Raw genomic sequence first — 25,067 nt, forward strand, 5'->3', positions numbered from 1 at the left:
TCTCTGTACGAACTGGTGGAGTCAACCGAAAAGGAGGCGCGTGTCCCCGTTGCACGCGCAGTATATCGTCGTATCCAACTTGCATATTATGACGAGGACAACGAAGCTGAGCCGCAAACGATACCTCTCGTAAACGTTGTACTTAATGCAAACGCAGTAACGAACGCAAACATCATTCTGAACACAAACGGAATGGCAAACGCAAACGCGAATGCTCAAAACAACGCCAACCTTAAGTACGACGTCAACACAATGGGCTATGGATCAGCTATTTTTATGAACAAACCTGATGTTGTTGAACTATCGGAATCGTACAAACAAACTTCTGTTTTCAGGAAATTTGATCAAGAGGGCTTGAGTGCAGCGAGGCAAGCAGCCATGCTTAAAACAGCAATCAAGAATTCCAGCTCCAATACCATCAACCCCGAAGGGGCTTCCAATGGGGTCGCCCGCGGGTATTATCGCTCCGTCGAATTCGAAGTTACTTACTCCGAGAACGAAGGCACCTTGGTAATCACCGACGCCCGTTTGCTCGCGGCATGATTTCCGAAAGCTCGCAGCACGTGCTGTTCCGCAGACCTCGAATGCTGACATTTATAACAACATATAAATGTGGCGCTGTGTGTGATCATTGTCTGATGAGCTGCACTCCGAACAACAGTGACAGGCTTACTCTTCCCCAAATGCGGCAATTCATCGATAGCTTCGCCGAAGTATGCGTCGGAAGTGGTGTTGTTGTGTTTACGGGCGGAGAATGCACCCTTCTTGGCGATGACCTTCTCGAGGCCATCGCATATGCGAATTCTTTAGGACTCTTTACTCGAATTGTAACGAATGCGTGGTGGGCAAAAAGCGAAAGAGACGCAGAAACGTTCCTCAACGAATTGAAGTCATGTGGCCTTGACGAAATCAATATCAGCTGCGACGACTTTCATGCGGAATATATACCCCTCGAGAATGTGCGCAACCTTTGGAACTCAGCAAAAACAATGGGCTTTCAAACTCTCGGCATTGCGGTCTGCAGAGATAACAACAGTACAATCAGCCCGGCATACCTGTGCAAGTACCTTAATGAAGACATTCCACTCCTGCATCAGTTCGACGATAATACCCAGCCTCCCAGCGCGCCAGCCCGCTTCATCACGGATTCAGGCATCACGCGAATTGGGCGCGCACGAAATCTCAGTCTCAACCAAAATGCGCGACCGCAGGCACGTCTCTTAGCGTCACACTGTTCCGACTGCGGCCGAGACTTCGTTATTTCCCCAAACTGCCATCTTGCACCCTGCTGCGGAATAAATGCAGAGGGAACTTGGCTTTTCGATCTTGGCAAAATCAATCTGACGGATGACATTAATGAACTGCAGCTGCTCCTACTTAATTACATACAATACATAGGACCAGGAGGGCTGCTGAAGCACTTGCGCACGAGCGGAGGCCTTTCTTCATTTGGGCGCTCAAGCTACCTCTCTCAATGCGAGATTTGCGAAGACATCGCCCTCTCGAAAGAGGCACAGACCTGTCTTGCAAAGCTAGCTCCTAAACTGGCAGCCGACTTGATTGTCGAGACTAAATTCGAGACTACCTTTATCGGAAATGGGTCTGATATACATGATTGAAGTGCTACCCTCTTTAAATTCGCTCTCGAGTAATCCACTCCGTAGATTGGACACTCTTGGAGTAACAGATTTTTTAGACACACTTGACATATCTATAGATCCTTTTGAATGCGCGCATCGCATCTGGGATCAACTTGACAGGGAGCATCAAGAGATCGTCTCCTTCCTGATGCTAGGTGGAGAGATTGATCTCGATTCAGAAGTGGCAAAAAGAAGTCTGCTGAAAGGCACTGTTGAAACCATAGCCTCACTCGGGCTGCTAAGCAAGCACAATGGCAATGCCTCCCTTTCCGGTTTATCTCTAATCCGATATCATGGCATCTGGCTTTTTGCCGATGCGCCATCACCCTCGCCTTTACTATATTTTGGCTCTGATTCAATTGGGCTCGCTCGTCGGCTAAGCCCATCCCCCGGAAAGAATGCCTTAGACCTCTGCTCTGGACCAGGCATCCAGGCACTCATACTGGCAAAATCTGGAATGCACGTCACGGCGATAGATATCAATCCAATCGCCTCAGAAATCTGCCAACTAAACGCACTGGTCAATGGTATTAGCGAAGATTTAACTGTTCTAACCGGAAGTCTCTACAACGCACTAAACAATATCGAAAGCTCTTGCAGCTATGAACTCATTACGGTGAATCCTCCTTTGCTCCCAATCCCAGAAGACGTACCATACCCCTTCGTTGGCGATGGCGGCCCAGATGGCCTCAACATCACAAGCAAGGTTATTCGAGGTGCAGGAGATAAACTCACTGATAGCGGATACCTCTCTGCAATTGGAATGATTGGCCTTGGAACCAACAATCAATCAGCATTTGAACGAATACAGAACGATTTGTTGCAAGCTGGCCTCAATGGCGTCTTGACAATAATCTCGAGCTTTAACCTCGGACCCCAATCTGGCTGGATCGACGGTATCGCATGCACATCTGTTGCACATGCTCCAGGAAAATATTCCAGCAAAGAGGAGGCTGTAAAACAGATATCGCGCGCATACAAAAAAATCCACTACGACCGCGTCTGCACCTATCACTTGAAGGCGTGGAGGGAGAGACAGCCCTTTCAAAATCCCATCCTAACGATTCAAGACTGCTCCGCAGATGGCAACCCACTTGGCCCCTGGATCCTCTAAAGCATCCGTCATACGAAAGCAGGTCAATAGGCTGCGCGCCACTCTCTGATGACGCGCAGCCTATCTCATTTCCCCCGCGCTTTACCGAGCCCGACTCACACCTCATAGTTGGCACCGGTTTTCAAAATGCAAGATTCCGCATACAAAATCACTTCTTCTGTCTAGGTGGCAGACCTACGATTTTTGTAGTATAAAGTTCCTCTCAATGCCTTCAATCTATTTCGAGATTGAGAAGAACTTGCATCGGGTTTCATAGAAGCGATATAGATGATACGTTTTGTCCTATCTATATTCCGACATACATCAGGTTGCCTCGTCTTTATCGTCATTTCAATAGTCGGCTTGGCCCTTTCCCACATTGCCCCCTTTTTGAACGGTAAATTAATTGACTTCCCGCACGTGGACCTCGTGGACAGGCCCCCTTGTGTAGCTGCACCCGAGGCGCCTCCCCGTCGCCCTCCAGCGCCGGGGTTCCCCTCCATCACGAAGAGGTAATCCCCGTCCGGCCTCGCCGTCTCTGCAACGCCGAGCCTCCCGAGCGACTCGAGGAGGGCGGGCTCGTCCCAGGAGATTTGACAATACTATAGAGACACGTCCCAAATTAGCTACTCAGTAGTTACTGCTGCTGGGCGCGGCGGGCGGCTCGGCGGGCCCTTGCTTCCTGGATCTCATCGAGGTGAGCGATGATCTCGGAGGCGCTCTCCTCGATCGCCCTGCCGTCGGTACGCACTACAAAGCAACCCAGGCGCTTCATGAGAGCACGAGCCTCCTCGAGCTCGCTTCGCACGCTCTCGGGCTCGGCATAGGAGCCGGCGACGGCACGGGCATAGTCGTCGCCCAAGCGGCTATCGCGAATCTCAGAAATAACGTCGACGGTCGAAATCAGGCCAAACAACCGCATCGGGTCTACCTCGTAAATCGACTTGGGCGGCTCCATACCGTGCGCCAACGGAACGTTGGCGACCTTGTAGCCCTGATAGGCCAAATACATCGACAGCGGCGTCTTGGATGTGCGCGACACGCCCAGCAGCACGATATCGGCACCCGACAGATCGTCGCAACCACGTCCGTCATCGTGCTCGACAAAGTACTCCATGGCCTCGATGCGGTGGAAATACCGGTCATCGGTCTTATGGATCACACCCGCCACTCCTTTTGGCGGCACGCCGATAAGCGACGACAGTACGGCAAGCGTCGGGCCGATCAGGTCGACCGAGCGAATGTGCAGCATGCCCAAGTAGTCGAGCACGCGAGCACGAAGCGCCGGATCGACAATGGTGTGGAATACGGCGATATCGCGATGGTCCGCATCGACATGCGGACCCACAAACGAATTAACCTGCTCCACCGAGGTCACCTTAGGCAGACGTAAAACACGAAAAGCCCCTTCATCAAATTGCCCGGACGCCGCAAGCACCACCTCACAAGCGGTATCACCGAGCGAGTCGGAGATAACGATAACGGTGGGACGAGCGGTGACCGGGCAATCCATGCGGGGCTCCTTTTGCGCTTATGCGCAGGATAGCTTACTTTTTGCGGGCAAGCTCACCGATGTTGGCGATGCCGGAGAAAACGGCCTCGAAGCGGTTGAGCAGCTTAAGGCGATTATCGCGGAGCTGCTCGTCCTTGTCCATGACCATAACCTCGTCGAAGAAACGGTCGATGGGGGCACGCAGGGCGGCGAGGGCAGCGAATGCGGCAGGATAATCCTCGGTAGCAAGCGCGGCATCGACGGCGGTCTGAGCGGCCTCGGAGGCGTCGGCAAGCGCAAGCTCGACCTCGCCCATCAGAGCGCGATCGTACTCCGCGCCCAGTTCGGACTTGGAGATATGCGCCGCGCGGGCGTAAGCGGTCGCCAGGTTGTCGAAGGTCTCGGCGTCGTTCTTGCGGGCCTCATCGAGGGCGGCGCAGCGGGCGAAGAAGACCGACGGGGCAATAATGTGCACCGCGGAAACGGCGGCAACGGTGTCGGCCGGGATCTTCTCGTCGCGGGCCATGCTCACCAAACGGCCGTGGAAGAAGTCGCGAACCTGCTGGGCGACCTCGGCGGCGTCGAACTCAATGCCCTGCTCGCTATAGAGCTCGAGCGCAAAGTCGATGAGCGACGTGGGGTCGATCGGCAGACGGTCGCGAAGGATGTTGATGATGCCGATGGCGGCACGACGCAGCGCGTACGGGTCGGAAGAGCCGGTCGGGGGCTCGCCGATGGCAAAGATGCCGGCAATGGTATCGAGCTTGTCGGCGCAGGCCACGATGCAGCCAGCGGTGCCCTCGGGGAGCTCGTCACCGGCAAAGCGGGGACGATAGTGATCGCGAATAGCGTGAGCGACCTCGTCGTTCTCCCCCATCGCGCTGGCGTAGTAACCGCCCATCACGCCCTGCTGGCTCGTGAACTCGACGACGGCGTTGGACACCAAGTCGGCCTTGCACAGGTGAGCGGCGCGAGCGGCGTCGGCGGCCAGGTGGGCACCCAGGTGAGCCTCGCGGGCAATAGCGAGCGCGAGCTGCTCAATACGCTCGGACTTGGCGAGCACGCTACCGAGCTTCTCCTGGAAGGCAACCTTGGCCAGACGCTCACGGAACTCGTCGAGGGAGATCTTCAAGTCCTCCTCGTAGAAGAACTTGGCATCGTCCAGACGGGCACGCACGACGCGCTCATTGCCGTCGATCACGCGCTCGGCATTCTCGGGCTTGCTGTTGGAAACGACCACGAACTCACGCGTGAGCTTGCCCTCGCCGTCATAGATCGGGAAGTAGCGCTGGTTGGTGAGCATGGACTCGCAGATGATCTCGTGCGGGACCTTGAGGAACTCCTCGTCGAAGGTACCGACGAGCACCGTCGGCCACTCGCAGAGGTTAATGACCTCCTCAAAGACCTTCTTGGGCGTATCGACATGGCAGCCGGAACGGGCAGCCTCGACCTCGGCGATACCGGCAAGGATGGCCTCGCGACGGCGCTCGGCAGAAAGCACACCGGCGTCCTCGAGCACCTGCTCGTAAACAGCGGGGCTGGCGACCACATGGTCACCGGGGCCAAGCACGCGATGACCGCGCGTGGTGTTGCCGCTCGTCACGTCGGCAAACGACACGGGCACAACGTCCTCGCCCAGAAGGCAGCAGATCCAGCGGACCGGACGAACAAAGGTCGCATGCTCGTGACCCCAGCGCTGAGAGCGGTAGTTGGGCCACTGCAGGCCAGCGATAGTCTTCTCGCACAGGGCCGTCAGGATCGGGGTGGCCGGGGCGGAAGGGATGTTCTTCTCGGCAAAGACGTACTCACGGCCGTCGGTGTCCTCGCGACGGACCAGATCCTCGGCAGCCACACCGCACTTGCGGGCGAAGCCCTGGGCGGCCTTGGTGGCGTTACCGTCGGCATCGAAGGCGATATTGGCCGCGGGGCCGCGCTTGACCTCGTGAACCTCGTCGGTCGCGGTGGCGACGTCGGCAACGAGCGCAGCCAGGCGGCGCGGGCTCGAGATCACACGGACCTCGCCGTGGGCCAGACCGGCCTCGTCGAGACCCTTGGCGATCATGGTGCCAAGCTGCTTGACGGCATTGTTCAGCGGTGCAGAGGGCATTTCCTCCGTACCGATCTCAAACAGGAAATCCTTAGCGTCTGCCATGGCTTACGCCACCTCGCCTTCCTGATCGGCATTCTCGTTGATTCCGGCGACCTCGGCCATATAGGCCTCGCAGCACGCCTTGGCGACGGCGCGGACGCGCAGGATGTAGTTGGCGCGCTCGACTGCGGACAGCGCACCACGGGCATCGAGCAGGTTGAAGGCATGGCTGCACTTCATGACACAGTCGTACGCCGGCAGCGGCAGCTTACGCTCCAGGCAGGAGTGACACTCGGCCTCGTAGTCGTCAAACTTCTGACGCATCATCTCGACGTTGGCGACCTCAAAGTTGTAAGCGCTGAACTCGCGCTCGTTCTCCAGGAACACGTCGCCGTAGGTCATGGGCGTGCCGTCGGGCAGGTAGCTCCACACCAGATCGTAGACCGAGTTGACGCCCTGGGCGTACATGGCGATACGCTCCAGGCCATAGGTGATCTCGACGGGCACGGGGTCGACCTCGATGCCGCCCACCTGCTGGAAGTACGTAAACTGCGTGACCTCCATGCCATTGAGCCAAACCTCCCAGCCAAGGCCCCAAGCGCCCAGGGTCGGGCTCTCCCAGTCGTCCTCGACAAAGCGGACGTCATGGTCGTTGGGGTCCAGGCCAATGGCGGCCAGCGAACCCAGGTAGAGCTCCTGGGCGTTGACCGGCGAGGGCTTGATGAGCACCTGGAACTGATAGTAGTGCTGCATGCGGTTGGGGTTCTCGCCGTAGCGGCCGTCGGCGGGACGGCGGCAGGGCTGCGCATAGCAGGTGCGCCACTCGGCGGGACCGAGCGAGCGCAGCGTGGTCGCGGTATGGAAGGTACCGGCACCGACCTCGGAGTCATAGGGCTGCATAATGACGCAGCCCTGCTCGCCCCAGTACTGCTGGAGGCGCAGGATGATGTCTTGGAAGGAAAGCGATGAAGCGTTCATGCCTCTAATATCCCCTCGTCGAAACGATTACACGGTTAGGTACTGTACTATAGCGGTTTTTAGTCGATAGCGCCGATACGGTTGAGCGGCCAGTAGCGCACAAGCGACACGGCGATCAAGTCGGAGCGGTCGACCGGGCCAAAGTAGCGGGAGTCAGCAGAATTCTCGCGGTTGTCGCCCATCACCCACACACAGTCGTCAGGAACGGTGTAGGGATAGCTCACCTGGGCAGCGGGCGCCTGAACGGAAAGCGGCCAGCTCATGCCGGTCGTATAGTCCTCATCGAGCGTCTGGCCGTCGACGACGACCTTGCCGTCCTGCAGGTCGACCGTCTGGCCGGCCGTGGCGATGACGCGCTTCACCAGCACGTCATGCTCGGACGTGGCATCGGGGTTGTGGAACACCACGATATCACCCTGCTTGACGGGCTGTCCGAGTTCGAGCGTCACCTTCTGCGCCAGAATCTGATCGCCGATCTCGATCGTGGACTCCATGGAGCCGGTGGGCACCACAAAGGGCTCGACCACAAACGTGCGAATCACGAAGGTGGCGGCGAGCGCAATCGCAACGATTACGATCCACTCAAAGGCGCCCCTCAGGGCAGAATGCTGCGATGGAACCATTCTCACTCCTCGCTCTGCGAATACGAAGCGTCCAGAATCTCTTGCGCGTACGCGCGTTCCTCGGGCGTAAGGTGTGCCGTCTCGATAAGATCGGGACGCCAGCGACAGGTACGCTCGATGGCGTTCTTACGACGCCAGGCATCGACCTTGGCGTGGTCGCCGCTCACGAGCACTGGAGGCACGCCCTCACCATTGAACTCGGCGGGGCGGGTGTACTGCGCATACTCGAGCAGGCCACCGTCCTCGGCGGTCGAGAAGGACTCGTCCACGTTGCTCATCTCGTCGCCCAAGGCACCGGGAATGAGTCGTACGACGGCATCGGCCACGACCATAGCGGGCAGCTCGCCGCCCGTAAGCACGTAGTCGCCGATCGACAGACGCTCATCGGCATACGCATATGCGCGCTCGTCGACGCCCTCGTAACGGCTGCACACAAACAGCAGGCGCTCGCTTTTGAGCAGGCGCTCGGCCACATGCTGCGTAAAGGGCTCGCCGCAGGGGGTAAAGAACACCACGGTGGGCTTGGGACCCTCGGAGCTAATAGCCTCGATTGCCTCAGCAATAGGCTCGACCTTCATGAGCATGCCCTGCCCGCCGCCGTATGGCTCGTCATCGACGGTGCGATGGCGGTCGTGCGTCCAGTCGCGCAGGTTATACGCCTTAAAATCAAAAAGGCCGGCCTTGCGGGCGCGGCCCAAAATCGACGTGGACATGACGGGCTCAAACATCTCGGGAAAGACCGAAAGGGTCTCAATCAGCATGCTGTCCTCCCTACTTGTCCATATCGATCAAGCCGTCCATAACGTGGACGGAAATTGTTCCTGTGTCGGGAAGATCGAGCACAACCTGCTCGATCACGGGAATCAGCACCTCGCCGTACCGATCACCCTCGACAACCCAAACATCGTTGGCGGGCGTCGACATGATCTCGACAATCGTGCCGAGCGAACCAAAGCGCTCGTCGATCACCTCGCGACCCATGAGGTCGGTATAGGCTGCGTCGAGCGAATCGAGCTCGAAGTCGTCACGATTGGCCAGCACATAGCATCCTGTGATGCCCTCAGCGGCCGTCAAGTCGTCTATGCCCTCAAACGAGACCAGATCGCCATCGCCCGTATCGGTGACGGACACGACCGTGCAAAAACGGTCGCGCTTGAGCGCCGGCGGCGTCAAGGCGACGCGCATACCCGGCTCCAATACAGAAGGAAGCCCCCGCAGCGGCTGCGCGAGGACCTCCCCCTTCCTTCCGTGCGGCTTGACCACACGGGCGATGTTTTTGTACTGGGACCTCAAGGTCCTAGCCCAGAACCTCTACCTCGACAGCAGTGTCGAGGCGAGCGGCCAGTGCACGGGCGAGCGTGCGAATGGCCTTGATGGTACGGCCACGACGGCCGATGACCTTAGCGACGTCATCCTCGGCAACCGAAACCTCAATCGTAGAGGCGTCGTCACCATCAATGACCTCAAGGCTCACGGAATCCGGGTCGTCGACGATCTGAACAACGAGATATTCGACGAGATCGGCGATGCGATCTGAGAGCATTGCCTCACCCTCGAGCTGTGCAGCGTCAACCTCAGGCACGATTTACTCCTCGGCGCCCTCAGCGGCCTCAGCGGCAGCCTTAGCGGCCTCGGCCTCTTTGGCGAGCTGCTTCTTGGACTTCTTGACGACGGTCTCGGTCTTCTCGCCCTCGTTGGCGGCCTTGACCAGAGCGGCGACGGCGTCGGTGAGCTGAGCGCCCTTGGACTGCCAGTCAGCGATCTTCTCGAGGTCGAGGTTGATGGTCTTGGGGGCGGTCATCGGGTTGTAGCGGCCAACCTCCTCGATGATACGACCGTCACGCGGGGCGCGGGAATCGGCGACGACGACACGGTAGTACGGACGCTTCTTAGCGCCGTGACGAGCAAGGCGAATCTTGACTGCCAAAGGAAACTCCTCCAACCAAGCAGCTTTAGGCTGCAACTACAAACAAACAGTTGAACATAATACGCCATCGACGCGGGCAGGTGAAGTCCGTGAGACCAACTTCTTCGGTGTAGTCGAGGGCAAATCCATATCTTAGACAAGAATTCGCGATTTGCAAGCGCATCCACGCACCCCACATGAGCTGCGCGGTATACTCATGACATGGAAAGACGCGAACATACATACGGTTATGAGGATGCTGCGGGCGTCACGCCGCCGCCCTGGACGGGTCCGGCGGTGGGCCTGATGGACCTCGATGCATTTTTTGCGAGCGTGGAGATGCTCGATCATCCCGAATGGCGCGGAAAGCCGCTCATCGTGGGCGGAGACGCCGAGTCGCGCGGCGTCGTGTCCACGTGTTCGTACGAGGCGCGTCGCTTTGGCGTGCATTCTGCCATGGCCTCGGCCGAGGCGCGGCGCCTGTGCCCGCAGGCCATTTGGACGCACGGACACTTTGATCGCTACCGCGAGGTGAGCGCGCAGGTCATGGCGATCCTTGCCGATGAGACACCGCGCGTGGAGCGTGTGTCCATCGACGAGGCCTTTATCGATATCACACCGGGTCGCTTTGCGCCCGAAGACCCGCTGCTGGTTGCGCGGCGTATAAGCGACCGCGTGGCAGCGCTGGGAGTGACCTGCTCCATTGGCGTGGGCTGCAACAAGACGGTCGCAAAGATCGCAAGCGAGCGGGATAAGCCGTTTGCGCTGACCATCGTGCGCCCCGGAACCGAGCAGCGCTTTTTGGCCGCACTGCCGGTATCTGCCATGAGCGGCATCGGGCGCTCGGCCGAGGAGCGACTGCGCCGCATGCGCATCTACACCCTCGGCGAGCTATCACGTGCACCGGAATCCACCTTGGCCTCTATTTTTGGCGTCAATGGCGAGCGCATGCGTCAGCGTGCGCTGGGACTCGAAATCTCCGAAGTCACGAGCCTCGATGAAGAGCGAGAGGTCAAGTCGGTCAGCAATGAACGCACCTTTGCTAAAGATCTGACTGAGCGTGGGGATATTGAGGCGGCAATTGCGCTGTTGGGAGAGTCAGTGGGACGCCGCCTGCGCCGTCAGGGGCTGACGGGTGCCACGGTAACGCTCAAGCTCAAGTATTCGTATGGAAGCGGGCGTACGGCACAGCGCCGGCTGCCTCATCCGACCGACGATGAGAACATCTTCGTGGCGGTTGCACTCGAACTGCTCGACAACATCTGGCAGGAAGGCATGCATGTTCGCTTAGCGGGCATCAGCATGAGCGACTTCGACCACCAAGGCGGCATCCAGACCGACCTGTTCTGCGAAGTCGACGACCGCGGAGCCCAATCCAGCGACCGCCGCGACCTCTCCGTCGCCATCGACGCCGTCCGAGACAAATTCGGCGACACCGCCCTTTCCTTCGGCCGCCAATCCCGCTTCAACGATTAGTCCCTGAGGCAAAAAGAAAGCCGGGTAGCTGCGGAAAACCGCAACTGCCCGGCGATATGCGTGAGGGTAGCTAAACCCCGTCTCAAATGAGCTACTAGAGGAGATTGAGGGGGAGCTGGGGGGCGTCTCCCCAGAGTTTCTCGAGGCGGTAGAAGTCGCGGGCTTCGGGAGTGAAGACGTGGACGACAACCGAACCGTAGTCCATGAGCATCCAGGTCTTCTGCTCGCGACCCTCGATGGAGAACGGGTGCTCGCCGCAAGCCTCGGCGACCTTCTCCTCGATCTCGTCGACGATAGAATCGACCTGGCGGTTGTTGGTACCGGTGGCAAGCACAAAGTAGTCGCATACGTCGGAAAGCTCGGTCAGGTCGAGCACCTGAACGTCCTCGCCCTTCTTGTCGTAGGCGGCCTGCGCGGCGGCGCGGGCGACATCCTCGGCGGCGACACCGCTCGCGGACAGCGAGGCGGCAGTGCGGTCGGACGTGGCGACGAAGCTCTTGTGCTCCACACCTTCAAGAATCTGCTCGTCGGTCATGGTCTCGTCGGCCATGGAATACCTCTTTCTAGACAGCCCGAGCTAACGCAGCTGGGCGTAATGGTTGTAAATCGAAATAGCCGTGGGATAAAGATAGCGCCCGGACTGGATCACATAGACCAAACCCTGCGCAAAACAGGAGAAGAACAACTCGTCGAGCGTCGACTCCCCCACCATCTTGCGCAGTGCATGGGCATAGTCGCCGTGGCGGTTGGGCTCGATGGCATCGGCCACAAAGACCACCATATCGAGCGGCGTCATATCGCAGGCACCCACGGTGTGACGGTCGACAGCCTGAAAGACCGCCGGCGACAGCTCGGGAAAAAGCTGCGGAAGCTCATAGGCGGCAACAGGGCCATGCAAAAGCGGCGTCGCGGCAGAAGGAGAGCCGGCAATCTTAATGCCGTAATGCAGAGCGCGCGTGACCAGCTCGTCATCGGAAAGCACCTTGTCCCAGTCGTGGATCAAGCCGGCGGCAGCGGCATCAAAGCGGTCGACGCCGTAGACCTCGGCCAGATGAAGTGCGGTCTCGGCAACACCCAGCGAATGCACATAGCGCTTGCGCTTATCCTTCATGCGAACATCGAGCAGCTCTTGAATGCGCTTGAGCAGCGCGCGCTCATCGCCCTCAAACTGATCCTCTACCGACAACGTAGACCCCCATCACTCAAAATCTTCTTGGCCCAGATCGGCATATAGCCTGCGTTTGCGAATGTAGCCGAGCACAGACTCGCTCGTAAGATAGCGCACGCTCATGCCGCGGGCAACTCGCTTACGAATGTTCGTCGAGCTGATCGCCAGCGCCGGAATCTGAATATAGCGCACGTCGAACGGCAGCCCCGACTCTTTGATTCGGGCACGCGCCGTATCGATATCAAAGCCCGGTCGCGTCGCCGCAATAAAGGTAGCAAGCTCAGCGATTCGTTCGGCATCATGCCAGGTAACAATATCGATAATCGCGTCGGCGCCCGTAATAAAGTAGAGCTTTACCTGCGGCGGGTAAAAGTCGCGAAGGGCATGAAGCGTATCGGCCGTATAGGTTACGCCCGGCCGGTCGATCTCGAACCGGCTCGCCAAAAAGGCCGGGTTCGCGGCGGTGGCGAGGACCGTCATGGCATAACGGTCCTCGGCAGGCGTCACCGGCTTGTCAAGCTTAAAGGCAGGAGAGCCCGCGGGCATAAAGAGCACAGCGTCCAAGTCGAGCGACTCGCGCGCCTGCTCGGCAGTCACCAAGTGCCCGTAATGAATCGGGTCGAATGTGCCGCCCATAATGCCGAGCCTAAACTCCCGCCCGTCCTCTAGAGGAAGCTCGGGCAGACCGATTCCACCGCGCAGCGACATGGCTTACTCGCCCTCCGAGGTCTCGGCATCGTCCGCGGCATCCGCCGCATCGACAACCTCGACGCCCTCATCCGCAGCATCGGCCACGTCAATGGCTTCAACGGCAACGTCCTCGTCAGCATCCTCGAGCTCCTCGTACTCCGAGAAGTCCTCAGCGCCCTCAAAGTCAAAGGCGCGCTGGCAAATGCGGACCTCGTCGCCCGCACGGCAACCGGCCTTCTCGAGCGCGTCGTCAACACCCATACGCGCAAACTTATGCTGCAGGTAAATGACGGCTTCCTCGTTTTCCCAGTCGGTCTGGATGACCATGCGCTCGATGGCACGACCGACCACGCGGAAGGCACCGGGCTCTTCCTGGACAATGCGGAAACGCTTCTCGCGCTGCAGACGGCGACGCTCCCACTCCTCGTCGCGCAGATCGACCGGCTCATCAGAGACCGCCAGCTCGGCGCGAAGCTTAGCCACCTGCTCGCCCACGGCAAGCATCAGCGTGTTGAGGCCGGCGCCCGTAACAGCAGACACGGCAAAGAACATATGGCCATCGTCGAGCGCCGCACGCTTAAGGTCGGCAATCTTGTCGGCCGTGCCCGGCGCATCGCACTTGTTGGCAACGACGATCTGCGGACGCTCCGAAAGCTCGGCGCCATACTGCTCAAGCTCACGGTTAATGATGTGGTAATCCTCGACCGGATCGCGATCCTCAAAACCACCCGTCATGTCGACGACGTGCATGATCAGGGCCGTACGCTCAATGTGGCGCAGGAACTGGTGACCAAGGCCCTTGCCCTCGCTCGCGCCCTCGATGAGACCGGGAACGTCGGCAACGACATAGGAGTACTCGCCGGCACGCACCATGCCCAGATTGGGCACGAGCGTGGTAAACGGGTAGTCGGCAATCTTGGGACGGGCGGCACTCATGCGCGCGATGAGCGATGACTTACCCACCGAGGGGAAGCCCACGAGCGCGGCATCGGCCATAAGCTTCATCTCGAGCTCGATCCAGTGCTCCTCGGCAGGTTCGCCCAGCTGGGCGAACGCGGGCGCGCGGCGCACCGACGTCACAAAGTGGGTATTGCCCAAACCGCCGGCGCCACCGGGCGCCACGACGACGCGCTCGCCGTCGTGCACCAGGTCGGCAATCTCGAACATCGGGGTCTGCGTCTCGGGGTCGAGCTCGCGCACCACGGTACCCATAGGGACCTTGAGAATCAGGTCCTCGCCGCTCTTACCGTTACGACGGGCACCCTGCCCGTGCGTGCCGCGCTCGGCGCGGAAGTGATGCTTAAAGCGGTAATCGATCAGCGAAGACAGCTGAGCATCGGCCTGGATGACGACATTGCCGCCACGACCGCCGTCGCCGCCATCGGGGCCGCCCTTGGGGACAAATGCCTCGCGCCTAAACGACATGCATCCGGCTCCGCCGTCGCCGCCGCACACGTTAATGCGGCTGATATCGGTGAACTGTGACAACAGAATCGCCTCCTACAAAAAAGAGGGAGACCCTTGAATCCTAAAACTCAAGTGCCTCCCACATATGTGCTCTATGAAGGGTGAATTACGCGTTCGCGAGCGGGCGTACGCTGACCCTGTGCTTGATACCCTTGTGGAACTCAACGGTACCGTCGACCAGCGCGAACAGCGTGTCGTCCTTACCACGGCCAACGTTCTCACCCGGGTGGATGTGCGTGCCGTGCTGACGGACGAGAATCGTGCCCGTGGTTACCGTCTGGCCGGCATAGCGCTTCGTGCCAAGGCGCTGACCGCGGGAGTCACGGCCATTACGGGAGGAACCGAGTCCTTTTTTGTGTGCCATTGTGTATACCTACTCTTTCGTTACGAGTGTAATCTACTCGGCGACGGGAGCCTCGGCAACAGCCTCAGCCTCTGCCTTGACAGCCTTCTTGGCGCGGGAGGTAGCCTGAACCTTCACGATCTTCAGCTTGGTGAGCTGCTGACGGTGACCCTTCAGACGACGATAGCGCTTGCGCTTGTGGAACTTGAAGACCAGCTGCTTCTCGCCCTTGAACTGCTCAACGATCTGAGCGGTAACCTTGGCCTTGGCCAGCTTGTCGGGATCGGTGACGATCTTCTTACCATCGTTGAGGAAGATAACCGGCAGGGTGACCTTGTCGCCCTCATTGCCCTCGATCTTCTCGACGGTGATGACATCGTCGGTGGCGACCTTGTACTGCTTGCCGCCCGTGTTAACGATTGCGTACATGTTTACTTGCCCTTCATGCATCAGTTAGTGCAACAGTCGAATATAGTAGCAGGCGAAAATACCCCCGTCAACGAGTATGTGGAGCAAATCCACAAGTTCGCACAGGTATGGGGCTGACGAGTCGGCCCTCGTCGTCCTCGCATGCTTGATTCTGACGCTCGACATCGTAGGAGCAGATGGTCACGAGGTCTTGCATACCGGTGGAAACAATAGGTGCATCCACGCCCGGGGTCAAGCCCTGCAACAAAACATCAGCCGCAGAAAGCAAAATTTCCGGACGCATGGAGCCCTCGTTGTCGGCATGGGTGTCGAGCATGAGCACCAAATGGTCCGGGCGCTCCCCCGCAGTGAGCTCATAGCCCACGAGCGTGTGATCCAAATCTAAGCGCTTGCTCTTTTTGCCGCGCGCGTAGTCGATGCCGTGGCCCGCGCGCAGCGTGTCGATCGCACGACGCACCTCATCGGCGCTTACGGGCGCCTCGGGATCCAGATGCAGGTCGATGCGATACGACAGGCGCGTGAGCTGCGCCGTCAATGCCGGCGTGCGCACGTCGATGTACGCCGCCTCGATGGGCGCCAGATCGGCCGGAGACGCCGCAGCCAGGCGCTCAAACGCCTCGTCGAGCGCCACGAACTCGGTCATAAACAGGTCATACCACTCGCAGGTCGACGACGTACCCACCGGTAGCGCCGAAGAGAAGCCCACGCGCATGTGCGGGGAGAAGCCCTGCGTGACGGCATAGGGAAGTCCCGCACGGCGCACGATGCGCTCAATGGTATGGATTACTTCGAGATGGCCCAGGTACTTAAGGCGATCGCGCTTGCCATAGCGAACACGAAGCCTAAAGAGCGAGGGGTTGTCGGTCAGGCGCTCACTCATGCGCGATCACCCATCAATACATTCTTGGCGTGGAGCGTGGGGCAGATCCCGCAGCCGGTGCACGACGTGCGGGTGCAGTCGGGAGTCGTGACGCCCTCGAGCGAGCGACGGTACTCGCGCTCGAGGAAGCCGCGCGTGCAGCCGGGGCTCACGTGCTCCCACGGCAGGCGCCAGTCCAACTCGTAAGGCAGGTGTACGAGCTCGTTGAGGTCGATGCCGTTTTTGGCAGCAGCCTCCTTCCAGTTCTCGAGCGAGAAATGCTCTACCCAGGCGTCAAAGCGAGAGCCCGAACGCCAAGCATCGATGATGACGGGCGTCATGTCACGACCGGCGCGGGACAGCGCGGCCTCGATGAGCGAGGTCTCGGCATCGTGGTAATGCACGCGGACGGAGCGGTTGCGAACGCTCGTGATAAGCAACTTCTGGCGACGCTTGACGTCGTCGTAGTCGAGCTGCGGGCACCACTGGAACGGCGTGGCAGCCTTGGGGATAAAGACCGAAACCGAGATCGACACCGAGATCGAGCCGCGACGAGCCTTGGGCACCACGGAACGACCGAGCTCCAGCACGTGATCGGCCAGATTGGCGATGGCCACGATGTCCTCGTCGCGCTCGCCGGGAAGGCCCATCATAAAGTAGAGCTTCATGCGGTTCCAGCCGGCCTCGAAGGCCGCCTTGGCCGCACGGTCCAGGTCCTCCTCGGTCACGTTCTTGTTAATGATGTCGCGCATGCGCTGGCTGCCGGCCTCGGGCGCGAACGTCAGGCCGCCCTTCTTTTCGCCAGCAACCGACTCGGCCATATCCACGCCAAACGAATCCAGGCGCTGCGACGGAATAGACACGCGAATACCCGTATCCTCCAGGCGACGGTTGAGCCTGCCGAGCACGTCGCGAATGCAGGAGTGGTCGGTCGTGGAGAGCGAGGTCAGCGACACCTCGTCATAGCCGGTCTTTTCCAGACCCTGAATCACCGACGAGACGATCTGGTCGGCCGAGCGCTCGCGCACCGGGCGATACGTCATGCCGGCCTGACAAAAACGACAGCCGCGGGCGCAGCCGCGCAGGATCTCGATAGACAGGCGGTCGTGAACCAGCTGCGCATAGGGCACGCACGACTGCGACAGCGGATTCGTGGCGCCGAAATCCTCGACGACGCGCTTGTAGACCACGGTCGGCGCATCCTTGCCCTCACGCGGCACGGTGTAGCCATGCGGCGAGCAGGGCTCGTCGTGACGAACCTCATAGAGCGACGGCACGTAGTTGCCGGCAATGGATGCAAGCTGCTCGACAATCTGCGCGCGCGGGACCCCTTCGTCACGCAGGCGGCGATGCAGCTGGCAGGTCTCGAGCAGCGATTCCTCGCCCTCACCGATGAGGATGGCATCGAAGAAGGCCGCGTACGGCTCGGGGTTGTACACCGAGGGGCCGCCGGCGATGATAATGGGGTCGTCCTCGGTGCGGTCAGCCGCTAACAGCGGAATACCAGCGAGGTCGAGTGCCTCGAGGAAGTTCGTCACCGCCATCTCGTGCGGCACATGCAGGCCGACGATATCAAACGAAGCAACCGGCGCTGCACCCTCGAGCGAGAGCAGCGGAATGCCTGCCTCGCGCATGGCGTCACCCATATCGGGCCACGGCACATAGCCGCGCTCGCAGGAGATGCCCTCGGCCTGGTTAAGGATGTTGTAGAGGATGGCGATGCCCTGATTGGGCAGACCGACCTCGTACACATCCGGGTAGATCAGGCAGCAACGGTAGTCGGCATCGGCCTTGGAAAGCGTGCCCCACTCGTGATCGATATAGCGGCTCGGTTTCTCGACCTTGGCGAGCAGCGGCTCAATTAAATGAAAACAGTCTTGGTATGCAACGCGCAACGGAAAACCCCTAAGCAGCGATATCGGATGCGTCCTGATAGGACGCCATAGGACGGGTAGCGCCCGCGACCGTGGTCACCAGATCGCGAACGCGGGAGAACGTGGCAGTGACCACCTCGTTGGCACGGCTGTAGTCGACATCGCGCTCGTAGAGCGAAACGAGCGCACGGCCCATGCCATAGGTGCCCGCGGCAGCAGTGAGCGCCTTGACGGCAAACCCAATATGCGGCGTCTGCTTGACGAGCGCGCGGGTGACCGCGCGGATCACAAGACCGCCGGCAAGCACGCCCGCGACCTCGTAGCCACGCTCTGGCTTAATGCCGCGTCCAAAGACGGCAGCGAGCTCAAAGAGCATGCCCACCTGCGCCAGCGCCATAACGGGATAATCGGCGCCCGGCAAAAACACCAAAGCCCCGGTCACCATATTGGTGAGCGCGCACGAGGTGATGATACGATTGGCCGCCGCGATGCGCATGAAGGCAAAGTTCGCCGCAAAAGCCGTTTCCTTGTCGGTGCGATCGAGAATCCAGCGGGCAAGCGTCTCGAGCAGATACGTCTTATCGGTTGCCGCTACCACGCCGAGCATGGGCGTGGACTCCTCGATAAACGGCACCTCCACAGCAGACTCGGCAAGCACGCACACGGGCGCGCCGGCGATCACGAGCTCCTGCACGGCACTCTCCAAGCGGTCGGAACCACACGAGAGCACCAGTACCACATCGGTATCGGTCTTTGGAGCAATTCGCTCCTCCCCCAGACGCTCGACGCGCACAATGCCCGAGGTCGTCTGCGGCACAAAGGCGTCACGCACCGTCTCGGCCAGAAAGCGCGAGGCGGACGAATCCAGATAGACCGAGACGCGCACCGGCGTATCGGAATCCTTCTTAACGGACGCGCCCATCTTAAAAGCGCGGGTCAGCTTATCTACGGGAATTTTCATAGCAAACCCCTCCAGCGGTTACGCGGCGCCCGAACGATGCCGCCATATGGATTGTACGATACCCACCGTCAGCAGCTGAATCATCATCGAAGACGAACCGAAGCTAATAAACGGTAGCGGAATACCGGTAATCGGCATCATGCCGATGCACATGCCGATGTTCTCGAAGGTCTGGAACGCCCACATGCCAACGATGCCCACACACGATAGGCGCAAGAACAGCGACTCACACTTAAAGGCGACGCGAATCGTCGAAAAGATCAGCAGCACGTAGAGGCACAGGAGCAAAAAGGAACCGCAAAAGCCAAAGGTCTCGGACAGGAAGGCGAAGACGAAGTCGGTGTGGAACTCAGGCAGAAAGCCGCCGGCCGACTGCGTCGCATGGCCCAAGCCCTTACCAAAGAAGCCGCCCGAGCCAACGGCGATAAGCGACTGCTGCAGGTTGTAGGCATCGTCCGAATCGGCATTATCGGGGTCGATAAAGACCGTCAGGCGGTTCATCTGATACTGCTTGATGAGCACATCGTGGCCGAGCAACGAATCAAAGACCGAATCGAGCGCCAGGACGAGGGCCACCAGGCCCACGAGCAGGGCCAGGGTCGACAGCACCCATTCGCGGCGTGCACCGCTCATACAAATGACGATGGCGCCCGAAACCAGCACGACCAGGCCCGAGCCCAGGTCGCCCATGGCAACGACGGCCAAAAACGGAATGGACAGCATGCCGCAGAGCTTGACGTAGTCACGAACGGTATCGATGCGACCGTTATACTGCGAGCCAAGCGTAGCAATAAAGAAGATGGTGATGAGCTTGGCAAGCTCAACCGGCTGGAATGTCAAGCCGATACCGGGAATCTTGATCCAGCCCGTCATGCCCAGACCGCCTGTATAGGACAGACCCGGAATCTTGGGCGAGAAGATCACGATCAGGTCGATGACGAGCAACGCCGTCGAGAAATTGGAAATACCGCGCAGGTCGGTTCGCCAGACGAGCACCGCCAGCACCGCTCCGATGCCAATTCCCAGCAAATGGCGCGAGAACGAAGCATCGGCCTTAAACTGCGAAGCCGACCAGATAATGATGGCACCGTAGGCGACGAGCGCCACAGTAGCCACGAGCACACCGATATGCACCTTTTGGCGAAACGTGCCGCGCGAGGCCGAAAGTTGCTTGTTGACACGGTCCAGGCTGCTGCGAGAGCCGGTCTTGGTTGAACGGAACAGATCCGCCGGAGAAAAATCCATCGCAACCTCCTATCGAACCGAAGAATCGCCCGAGGCCGAAGAGGTATCGGGCTCGTCATAAATCACGCCGAGCACGTCGCGCACGACATGCATCGCGGTATCTGAGCCGCCGCCGCCCTGCTCCAGGACAGTAGCGATGACATACTTGGGATCATCGGCCGGTGCATAGGCGCAGAACCACGCGTATTCGTCCTCACCGCTTTTCTCGCCCGTGCCCGACTTGCCGTATACCTGCGGCGTCAGGGTGCCAAAGTGAGCCGCCAGGGACGTCGATGCCGTGTAAATCACGTCGTGCATGCCGTTGCGAACAAGAGCCAAATCCGAATCGCTGTTGATCTTGGCCTCCAGGCGCTTCTTCTTGCCCTTGCCGTTGTACTTATAGGCATCGCCGTCGCCATCGCGCGACACGGCAGACAAAAACACGTGAGGCACGTACTGTTTGCCGCCGTTGGCAAGACCCATATAGGCGCACGCCATCTGCAGGGGCGTCACCAGGATGTCACCCTGACCGATGGCAATGTTGGTCATATCGCCGGCATTCCACTTGCGGTCCTCGGCAGAGGCGTCGGTGAAGTACGACTCTTTCCACTCGGCATCGGGAATACGACCCGCGCCCTCACTCGGCAGATCGATACCGCAGGTCTTGCCTAGACCCCAGCGACGAAAGACCTCCTGCAGGCCCTCGGGATGTTGCTCGTCATAAAAGAACGCCTTGCCCATGTCGTAGAAGACGGGGTCGCACGAGTTGGCGATACCCGACTGCAGCGTCATGGTGCCGTGGCCGGAATGCAGCCAGCAGTACTTGCCCCACGACTTGCCCAGACCCGTCCAATAACCCGTGCAGTTGGTTGTCTGCGTTGAAGTGTAGGTTCCAAACTCAAGACCGGCCAGCGCCGAGAGCGGCTTGATGGTCGAGGCCGACATGTACTGTCCGCTAATGGCACGGTTGAGCAGCGGGTGCGAACCCTTGTCATCATTGAGCTCGGTCCACACGTCATTTGAGACGCCGCCGATAAAGACGGACGGATCGAACTTGGGCTGGCTCGCCATGCCCAGGATCTCGCCATTGTTGGGATCGAGACACACCACAGCGCCGTTGCCGGCATTGCTGTAGCCAGTGGTCTTGGCAAGCTCGATAGCGCTCGCCAGCGCCGTCTCGCAGGCCTGCTGGATCTTAAGGTCGAGCGTGAGCTTAATGTCGGAGCCGGCCTTCGCGGGCACGGCGCCGGCCTGACCGGTCACATTGCCCGAGGCATCGACCTTGACGGTCTGCTCGCCACGAATACCCTGCAGCAGGTTTTCGTAGTAGCTCTCAACGCCCGCCTGGCCCACGATATCGCCCGACTGGTACGTAATCTTGCCAGCAGAAGCATCATCATCGCCAGAGGTTTTCTTATTCTGGGCCTCGAGCTGCTCGGAGGTAATGGTGCCGGTATAGCCCAAGATATGGCATGCCGTCTCGCCGTATGGATACTGGCGTTCGGTACGCTCGGCAATCTTGACGCCCGGGAACTCGCCGGCGTGTTCCTTGATATAGGCAACCGTGGAGCGACGGACGTCCGTCGCGATGGTATGCAGGCTCTGAGCGCCCTCTGTATTGTCCTGAATATTGCGAAGGACCGCCACATAAGGCATTCCAAGCACGTTGGCAAGATGGCGAACCAGAACCTCATCCTCGGCAAGGTCGCGGTAGGCCACGACAGCAAGTGAGGGACGGTTCTGGACAAGCGCCACGCCATTGCGGTCGAGGATGCGGCCGCGCACAGCGGGTGTGGTAACGGTGCGAGTCTGATTACTATTGGCCTGCTTCTCGTAATAGTCCGACGAGACCATCTGCATGCCCCACAGCTTGACGGCAAGTGCCGCAAACATCGCGCCCACACCCGTGGTGAGGATGGAAAAGCGGCCCTTAAAGGCGGTCGCCGCGGTATTGCCCTCGCCCTCGGTGGCGCGCGGGGCCGTTCCATGCTGTGTATCGTAGGTAAAACGGGAATCGCCACGACGAATGATGACCAGCGCGACCACGATGGCCACAACCAGCACGATACCGGCGATAATAACCGTCATCTGGGAAGACATCTACGGGCCTCCCCTATTTGAGCTTGCGGGTCTTGGGCTTAAAGCGCATACCCGTCTGGCGTCCGCCACGTGCGGAGAATCCATAGCCGGACTGCGGCACGACGCCGGACATCAAAAACGGAATGGCAACCAGACCCGTCAGGATCGAGGACGGCAGCGCATGGCCGAAGATCGCCACGACAAAGCTCGTCTCCAAACCCATAAACAGCAAGATGATGCTGTAGATCACATTAATGACGAGCGCAAAGGCGCCCACGGTGACGCCGCGCGCACTCGGGGTACCGCCCGTCTGACCGACGGCGCTGTGCACCAGGGCAAAAGAACCCACGGTCAGCAGGAGCGACATAACGCCCACCGGCACGGCAGCGGACAGGTCATAAAACAAGCCGCTGCAAAAACCGCACACGACGGCACGGGTCGGGTCGCCCGAGAACACGCTTAGGCACACCAGGATAATCATGAAGTTGACGCGACCTCCCGCAATGGAGATCTGCGGTGCCAGGCCTGCCTGCAGCAGCACACACACAATGGCGGCGATCACAAACGTGCGGGAGCTCATCCCCTGCTCGTGTAGATCCATGGACATGCCCCCTATTCGCTCGAGCCAGAATCGATCGTCTCGGACGTGTCGGAACTGTCATCCGAGCTCTCGTCCTTCGTCTTGGTCGCAGCATCGCGCGACGTTCCCTGCGGCGTGCTGTTGGCCGTGCTCACGTCCTCATCCGAGGCCGACTGTTCGTCGGTCAGCGAGGTGATGACCAGCACTTCCTCGTTGTTCTCGGCCGTGGTCTGAGCGCGCACCACAATGGTGTAGTACACGTCGTTTGCCGATTTCTCAACCGACGAGACGGTGCCAAGCAGAAGGCCCTTGGGGAACACGCCGCCGATGCCAGAGGTCACGATGATATCGCCAACCTTAACATCGGAGTCGACGCTCACGTACTCAAGACGCAGCGTGCCGTCAGCCTGACCCTGCAGCATACCCTGGGCGCGCGTGTCCTGCACCATGGCGGACACGCCCGAGTTCTCGTCGCCAATCAGGCGCACGGTAGAGGTCTTGGCCGATACCTCGATAATCTGGCCGATAACACCGGCAGAACTCGTCACGGGCATGTTGATGGTAAGGCCGTCGGCAGAGCCCTTGTCGATGGTAACGGTCGAGGTCCAGGCATCGCCGGAGGCACCAACGATACGAGCTGCGGTCGATTTGAGGTTGTAGGTCGATTGCAGCCCGACCAGGCCCTCCAGGCGCTCGGCAGTCTTTTGAGCCTCAGAAAGCTCGGCGACCTTAGAGGTCAGCTCCTCATTTTGCTTCTTGAGCTCGTCGAGCGTGTCCTGCGACGCCGTTAGGTTAGAGAACACGTTGCCAATCGCATTGAAGGGAGCCGCCACAGCCGAGCCCACAAAGCGCACCGGAGAGGTAATCGTCGTTACGCCCGAACGCACGGCATGAATCGGCCCTGCCTCGCCCTCGCGGATGTAAAACGTGAGCAGCAACACCGAAATCAGGCTGAAAACAATCAACGGGCGCATACCCGTTGATTGTCGCTTGGTATTCAGATTTGTGGAGAAACCCGAAGATCGTGCCAAATGGAATCCACCTTTTGGAAATTAAGCATTGGTCTGGACGAAGCCGCCATCAAACGCATTGGCCTCGAGCACGCGGGCGCAGCCGTTAACGACATTATCGAGCGCCGTGGGGCTGACGTTGACCGAAACACCGGTCTCATCGCGCAGGCGCACGTCGAGACCGCGCAGCAGCGCACCGCCACCGGTCAGCAAAATGCCGTAGTACATAAGGTCCGAGGCAAGATCGGGAGGCGTAGCGTCGAGTGCGTCCTTGACGGCCTTGGCCATCTCGTCGAGTGGCTTGTTGAGTGCGCGACGAATCTCCTCGCTCTCGATGCGCACGGTCTTGGGCAGACCGGTAATCACGTCGCGGCCGTTGACTTCGACGTCGAGCTCGTCCTTGAGCGGCACGGCGGAACCGACCTTGATCTTGATGTCCTCTGCCGTACGCTCGCCGATGGCCAGGTTGTAGGCATCGCGAACGTGTGTGAGGATGGCCTGGTCGAACTCGTCACCGGCAATACGGATGGACTGCGAGACGACGATGCCGCCCATAGCGATAACAGCGACCTCGGTGGTACCGCCACCGATGTCGATGACCATGGAGCCGGTGGGTTCCTCGACGGGCAGGTCGGCGCCGATAGCGGCGGCCATGGGCTCTTCGATCAGATAGGCCTGGCGGGCGCCGGCCTGGATCGTGGCCTCAAAGACAGCACGCTTCTCGACCGACGTGACACCGGAGGGAACGCAGACGACAACGCGCGGACGCGGGGTCCACGGATAGCGCTTCTCGGACGCCTTGTCGATAAAGTAGCGGAGCATGGCCTCGGTAACATCGAAGTCGGCGATGACGCCGTCCTTCAGGGGACGAACGGCCACGATGTTGCCGGGCGTACGGCCGAGCATGCGCTTTGCCTCGATACCGACCGCGAGGATGCGCTCGTCGTTCTTGTCGATGGCGACAACAGAGGGCTCGCGAATGACGATGCCCTTGCCACGCACGGAGACAAGCGTATTTGCGGTGCCGAGGTCGATGGCAAGATCGCCCGCATAGCTACCGAAGAACATATCCATCAAAGAAAACAA

26 protein-coding genes are annotated in these 25,067 nt (G+C 59.7%); 4 read left to right on the forward strand and 22 right to left on the reverse strand.

What is annotated here, in order from left to right; genetic code table 11:
- From AB5Z25_RS05340 to AB5Z25_RS05350, 3 genes are all read left to right on the forward strand, one after another.
- Positions 1 to 543, forward strand: a 543-nt coding sequence (locus tag AB5Z25_RS05340) for a DUF5969 family protein (protein ID WP_368134976.1), incomplete at its 5' end; no start/stop codon positions are given.
- A 20-nt stretch (positions 544 to 563) separates the two neighbouring features.
- Positions 564 to 1,619 carry a radical SAM protein gene (locus tag AB5Z25_RS05345; RefSeq protein WP_270253453.1) on the forward strand — a complete coding sequence of 352 codons (1,056 nt, stop codon included), beginning with the start codon at positions 564 to 566 and terminating at the stop codon, positions 1,617 to 1,619.
- Positions 1,612 to 2,754 carry a methyltransferase gene (locus tag AB5Z25_RS05350; RefSeq protein WP_217750717.1) on the forward strand — a complete coding sequence of 381 codons (1,143 nt, stop codon included), beginning with the start codon at positions 1,612 to 1,614 and terminating at the stop codon, positions 2,752 to 2,754. The genes AB5Z25_RS05345 and AB5Z25_RS05350 overlap by 8 nt, the downstream gene beginning before the upstream one ends.
- 616 nt (positions 2,755 to 3,370) lie before the next feature.
- Here the strand turns inward: AB5Z25_RS05350 and AB5Z25_RS05355 are convergent.
- From AB5Z25_RS05355 to rpsP, 8 genes are read right to left on the reverse strand one after another with little or no spacing between them, the layout of a single operon-like run.
- Positions 3,371 to 4,246, reverse strand: a complete 876-nt coding sequence (locus tag AB5Z25_RS05355; RefSeq protein ID WP_368134977.1) for a pyruvate, water dikinase regulatory protein — start codon at positions 4,244 to 4,246, stop codon at positions 3,371 to 3,373.
- 34 nt (positions 4,247 to 4,280) lie between these two features.
- On the reverse strand, positions 4,281 to 6,377 hold the full coding sequence (glyS, locus tag AB5Z25_RS05360; RefSeq protein ID WP_368134978.1) for a glycine--tRNA ligase subunit beta: 2,097 nt from the start codon (positions 6,375 to 6,377) through the stop codon (positions 4,281 to 4,283).
- Between the two features lie 3 nt (positions 6,378 to 6,380).
- On the reverse strand, positions 6,381 to 7,292 hold the full coding sequence (locus AB5Z25_RS05365; protein ID WP_117820562.1) for a glycine--tRNA ligase subunit alpha: 912 nt from the start codon (positions 7,290 to 7,292) through the stop codon (positions 6,381 to 6,383).
- Positions 7,293 to 7,351: 59 nt separating this feature from the next.
- Positions 7,352 to 7,915, reverse strand: a complete 564-nt coding sequence (lepB, locus tag AB5Z25_RS05370; protein ID WP_368134979.1) for a signal peptidase I — start codon at positions 7,913 to 7,915, stop codon at positions 7,352 to 7,354.
- A gap of 2 nt (positions 7,916 to 7,917) precedes the next feature.
- A complete protein-coding gene (gene trmD / locus AB5Z25_RS05375) occupies positions 7,918 to 8,676 on the reverse strand; it encodes a tRNA (guanosine(37)-N1)-methyltransferase TrmD (RefSeq protein ID WP_368134980.1) in 759 nt (252 codons plus the stop codon).
- Between the two features lie 10 nt (positions 8,677 to 8,686).
- Complete coding sequence (gene rimM / locus AB5Z25_RS05380) at positions 8,687 to 9,178, reverse strand: ribosome maturation factor RimM (RefSeq protein ID WP_233547283.1); 492 nt, start codon at positions 9,176 to 9,178, stop codon at positions 8,687 to 8,689.
- A gap of 34 nt (positions 9,179 to 9,212) precedes the next feature.
- Positions 9,213 to 9,458: a KH domain-containing protein gene (locus tag AB5Z25_RS05385; RefSeq protein ID WP_171021534.1), complete on the reverse strand. Its 246-nt coding sequence runs from the start codon at positions 9,456 to 9,458 to the stop codon at positions 9,213 to 9,215.
- Between the two features lie 42 nt (positions 9,459 to 9,500).
- On the reverse strand, positions 9,501 to 9,842 hold the full coding sequence (gene rpsP / locus AB5Z25_RS05390) for a 30S ribosomal protein S16 (RefSeq protein ID WP_022094749.1): 342 nt from the start codon (positions 9,840 to 9,842) through the stop codon (positions 9,501 to 9,503).
- A gap of 201 nt (positions 9,843 to 10,043) precedes the next feature.
- Between rpsP and dinB the strand changes: the two genes are divergently transcribed.
- Entirely contained in the window at positions 10,044 to 11,297 is a 1,254-nt protein-coding gene (dinB, locus tag AB5Z25_RS05395) for a DNA polymerase IV (RefSeq protein WP_368134981.1), read from the forward strand.
- 94 nt (positions 11,298 to 11,391) lie between these two features.
- On the opposite strand, the gene rsfS is transcribed toward dinB, so the two are convergent.
- The 14 genes from rsfS to AB5Z25_RS05465 all read right to left on the reverse strand — a co-directional run bounded on the left by rsfS (position 11,392) and on the right by AB5Z25_RS05465 (position 25,055).
- Positions 11,392 to 11,847 (reverse strand): ribosome silencing factor, encoded by a 456-nt coding sequence (gene rsfS / locus AB5Z25_RS05400; RefSeq protein WP_035138582.1) that lies wholly within the window; start codon positions 11,845 to 11,847, stop codon positions 11,392 to 11,394.
- Positions 11,848 to 11,874: 27 nt separating this feature from the next.
- Positions 11,875 to 12,408: a bis(5'-nucleosyl)-tetraphosphatase (symmetrical) YqeK gene (yqeK, locus tag AB5Z25_RS05405; protein WP_171025201.1), complete on the reverse strand. Its 534-nt coding sequence runs from the start codon at positions 12,406 to 12,408 to the stop codon at positions 11,875 to 11,877.
- A gap of 87 nt (positions 12,409 to 12,495) precedes the next feature.
- Positions 12,496 to 13,173 carry a nicotinate-nucleotide adenylyltransferase gene (gene nadD, locus AB5Z25_RS05410; protein ID WP_035138584.1) on the reverse strand — a complete coding sequence of 226 codons (678 nt, stop codon included), beginning with the start codon at positions 13,171 to 13,173 and terminating at the stop codon, positions 12,496 to 12,498.
- A gap of 3 nt (positions 13,174 to 13,176) precedes the next feature.
- Positions 13,177 to 14,643, reverse strand: coding sequence for a GTPase ObgE (gene obgE / locus AB5Z25_RS05415; RefSeq protein WP_368134982.1), 1,467 nt, complete (start codon positions 14,641 to 14,643; stop codon positions 13,177 to 13,179).
- 85 nt (positions 14,644 to 14,728) lie between these two features.
- A complete protein-coding gene (gene rpmA / locus AB5Z25_RS05420) occupies positions 14,729 to 14,986 on the reverse strand; it encodes a 50S ribosomal protein L27 (RefSeq protein ID WP_006236075.1) in 258 nt (85 codons plus the stop codon).
- 33 nt (positions 14,987 to 15,019) lie between these two features.
- Positions 15,020 to 15,394 carry a 50S ribosomal protein L21 gene (gene rplU / locus AB5Z25_RS05425; protein WP_035138585.1) on the reverse strand — a complete coding sequence of 125 codons (375 nt, stop codon included), beginning with the start codon at positions 15,392 to 15,394 and terminating at the stop codon, positions 15,020 to 15,022.
- A gap of 67 nt (positions 15,395 to 15,461) precedes the next feature.
- Positions 15,462 to 16,274, reverse strand: coding sequence for a TIGR03936 family radical SAM-associated protein (locus tag AB5Z25_RS05430; protein ID WP_368134983.1), 813 nt, complete (start codon positions 16,272 to 16,274; stop codon positions 15,462 to 15,464).
- On the reverse strand, positions 16,271 to 18,148 hold the full coding sequence (locus AB5Z25_RS05435; RefSeq protein ID WP_368134984.1) for a TIGR03960 family B12-binding radical SAM protein: 1,878 nt from the start codon (positions 18,146 to 18,148) through the stop codon (positions 16,271 to 16,273). Before AB5Z25_RS05435 ends, AB5Z25_RS05430 begins: the two co-directional genes overlap by 4 nt.
- A gap of 10 nt (positions 18,149 to 18,158) precedes the next feature.
- Positions 18,159 to 19,088, reverse strand: coding sequence for a YcjF family protein (locus tag AB5Z25_RS05440; RefSeq protein ID WP_368134985.1), 930 nt, complete (start codon positions 19,086 to 19,088; stop codon positions 18,159 to 18,161).
- A gap of 18 nt (positions 19,089 to 19,106) precedes the next feature.
- Positions 19,107 to 20,333, reverse strand: a complete 1,227-nt coding sequence (locus AB5Z25_RS05445; RefSeq protein ID WP_022094759.1) for an FtsW/RodA/SpoVE family cell cycle protein — start codon at positions 20,331 to 20,333, stop codon at positions 19,107 to 19,109.
- Positions 20,334 to 20,342: 9 nt separating this feature from the next.
- The gene (gene mrdA, locus AB5Z25_RS05450; RefSeq protein ID WP_368134986.1) at positions 20,343 to 22,412 is read right to left on the reverse strand and encodes a penicillin-binding protein 2; all 2,070 of its coding nucleotides are present in this window, start codon (positions 22,410 to 22,412) and stop codon (positions 20,343 to 20,345) included.
- A 13-nt stretch (positions 22,413 to 22,425) separates the two neighbouring features.
- On the reverse strand, positions 22,426 to 22,992 hold the full coding sequence (locus AB5Z25_RS05455; protein WP_022094761.1) for a rod shape-determining protein MreD: 567 nt from the start codon (positions 22,990 to 22,992) through the stop codon (positions 22,426 to 22,428).
- Between the two features lie 11 nt (positions 22,993 to 23,003).
- Entirely contained in the window at positions 23,004 to 23,945 is a 942-nt protein-coding gene (mreC, locus tag AB5Z25_RS05460) for a rod shape-determining protein MreC (protein ID WP_368135026.1), read from the reverse strand.
- Positions 23,946 to 24,023: 78 nt separating this feature from the next.
- The gene (locus AB5Z25_RS05465; RefSeq protein ID WP_006236061.1) at positions 24,024 to 25,055 is read right to left on the reverse strand and encodes a rod shape-determining protein; all 1,032 of its coding nucleotides are present in this window, start codon (positions 25,053 to 25,055) and stop codon (positions 24,024 to 24,026) included.
- Positions 25,056 to 25,067: the final 12 nt, after the last annotated feature.

Origin of the sequence: Collinsella aerofaciens, from assembly GCF_040910325.1 — a bacterium.
Lineage (GTDB): Bacteria > Actinomycetota > Coriobacteriia > Coriobacteriales > Coriobacteriaceae > Collinsella > Collinsella aerofaciens_BL.

Coding starts and splice junctions, on each gene's coding strand:
- mrdA (WP_368134986.1), bottom strand. CDS start 22,412: ATGTCTTCCCAGATGACGGTTATTATCGCCGGTATCGTGCTGGTTGTG.
- dinB (WP_368134981.1), top strand. CDS start 10,044: ATGGAAAGACGCGAACATACATACGGTTATGAGGATGCTGCGGGCGTC.
- mreC (WP_368135026.1), bottom strand. CDS start 23,945: ATGCGCCCGTTGATTGTTTTCAGCCTGATTTCGGTGTTGCTGCTCACG.
- nadD (WP_035138584.1), bottom strand. CDS start 13,173: ATGTCGCTGCGCGGTGGAATCGGTCTGCCCGAGCTTCCTCTAGAGGAC.
- AB5Z25_RS05440 (WP_368134985.1), bottom strand. CDS start 19,088: ATGAAAATTCCCGTAGATAAGCTGACCCGCGCTTTTAAGATGGGCGCG.
- AB5Z25_RS05350 (WP_217750717.1), top strand. CDS start 1,612: ATGATTGAAGTGCTACCCTCTTTAAATTCGCTCTCGAGTAATCCACTC.
- AB5Z25_RS05430 (WP_368134983.1), bottom strand. CDS start 16,274: ATGAGTGAGCGCCTGACCGACAACCCCTCGCTCTTTAGGCTTCGTGTT.
- yqeK (WP_171025201.1), bottom strand. CDS start 12,408: ATGAAGGATAAGCGCAAGCGCTATGTGCATTCGCTGGGTGTTGCCGAG.
- lepB (WP_368134979.1), bottom strand. CDS start 7,915: ATGGTTCCATCGCAGCATTCTGCCCTGAGGGGCGCCTTTGAGTGGATC.
- AB5Z25_RS05355 (WP_368134977.1), bottom strand. CDS start 4,246: ATGGATTGCCCGGTCACCGCTCGTCCCACCGTTATCGTTATCTCCGAC.
- AB5Z25_RS05385 (WP_171021534.1), bottom strand. CDS start 9,458: ATGCTCTCAGATCGCATCGCCGATCTCGTCGAATATCTCGTTGTTCAG.
- glyS (WP_368134978.1), bottom strand. CDS start 6,377: ATGGCAGACGCTAAGGATTTCCTGTTTGAGATCGGTACGGAGGAAATG.
- AB5Z25_RS05365 (WP_117820562.1), bottom strand. CDS start 7,292: ATGAACGCTTCATCGCTTTCCTTCCAAGACATCATCCTGCGCCTCCAG.
- rsfS (WP_035138582.1), bottom strand. CDS start 11,847: ATGGCCGACGAGACCATGACCGACGAGCAGATTCTTGAAGGTGTGGAG.
- AB5Z25_RS05465 (WP_006236061.1), bottom strand. CDS start 25,055: ATGGATATGTTCTTCGGTAGCTATGCGGGCGATCTTGCCATCGACCTC.
- AB5Z25_RS05455 (WP_022094761.1), bottom strand. CDS start 22,992: ATGGATCTACACGAGCAGGGGATGAGCTCCCGCACGTTTGTGATCGCC.
- trmD (WP_368134980.1), bottom strand. CDS start 8,676: ATGCTGATTGAGACCCTTTCGGTCTTTCCCGAGATGTTTGAGCCCGTC.
- rplU (WP_035138585.1), bottom strand. CDS start 15,394: ATGTACGCAATCGTTAACACGGGCGGCAAGCAGTACAAGGTCGCCACC.
- AB5Z25_RS05445 (WP_022094759.1), bottom strand. CDS start 20,333: ATGGATTTTTCTCCGGCGGATCTGTTCCGTTCAACCAAGACCGGCTCT.
- rpmA (WP_006236075.1), bottom strand. CDS start 14,986: ATGGCACACAAAAAAGGACTCGGTTCCTCCCGTAATGGCCGTGACTCC.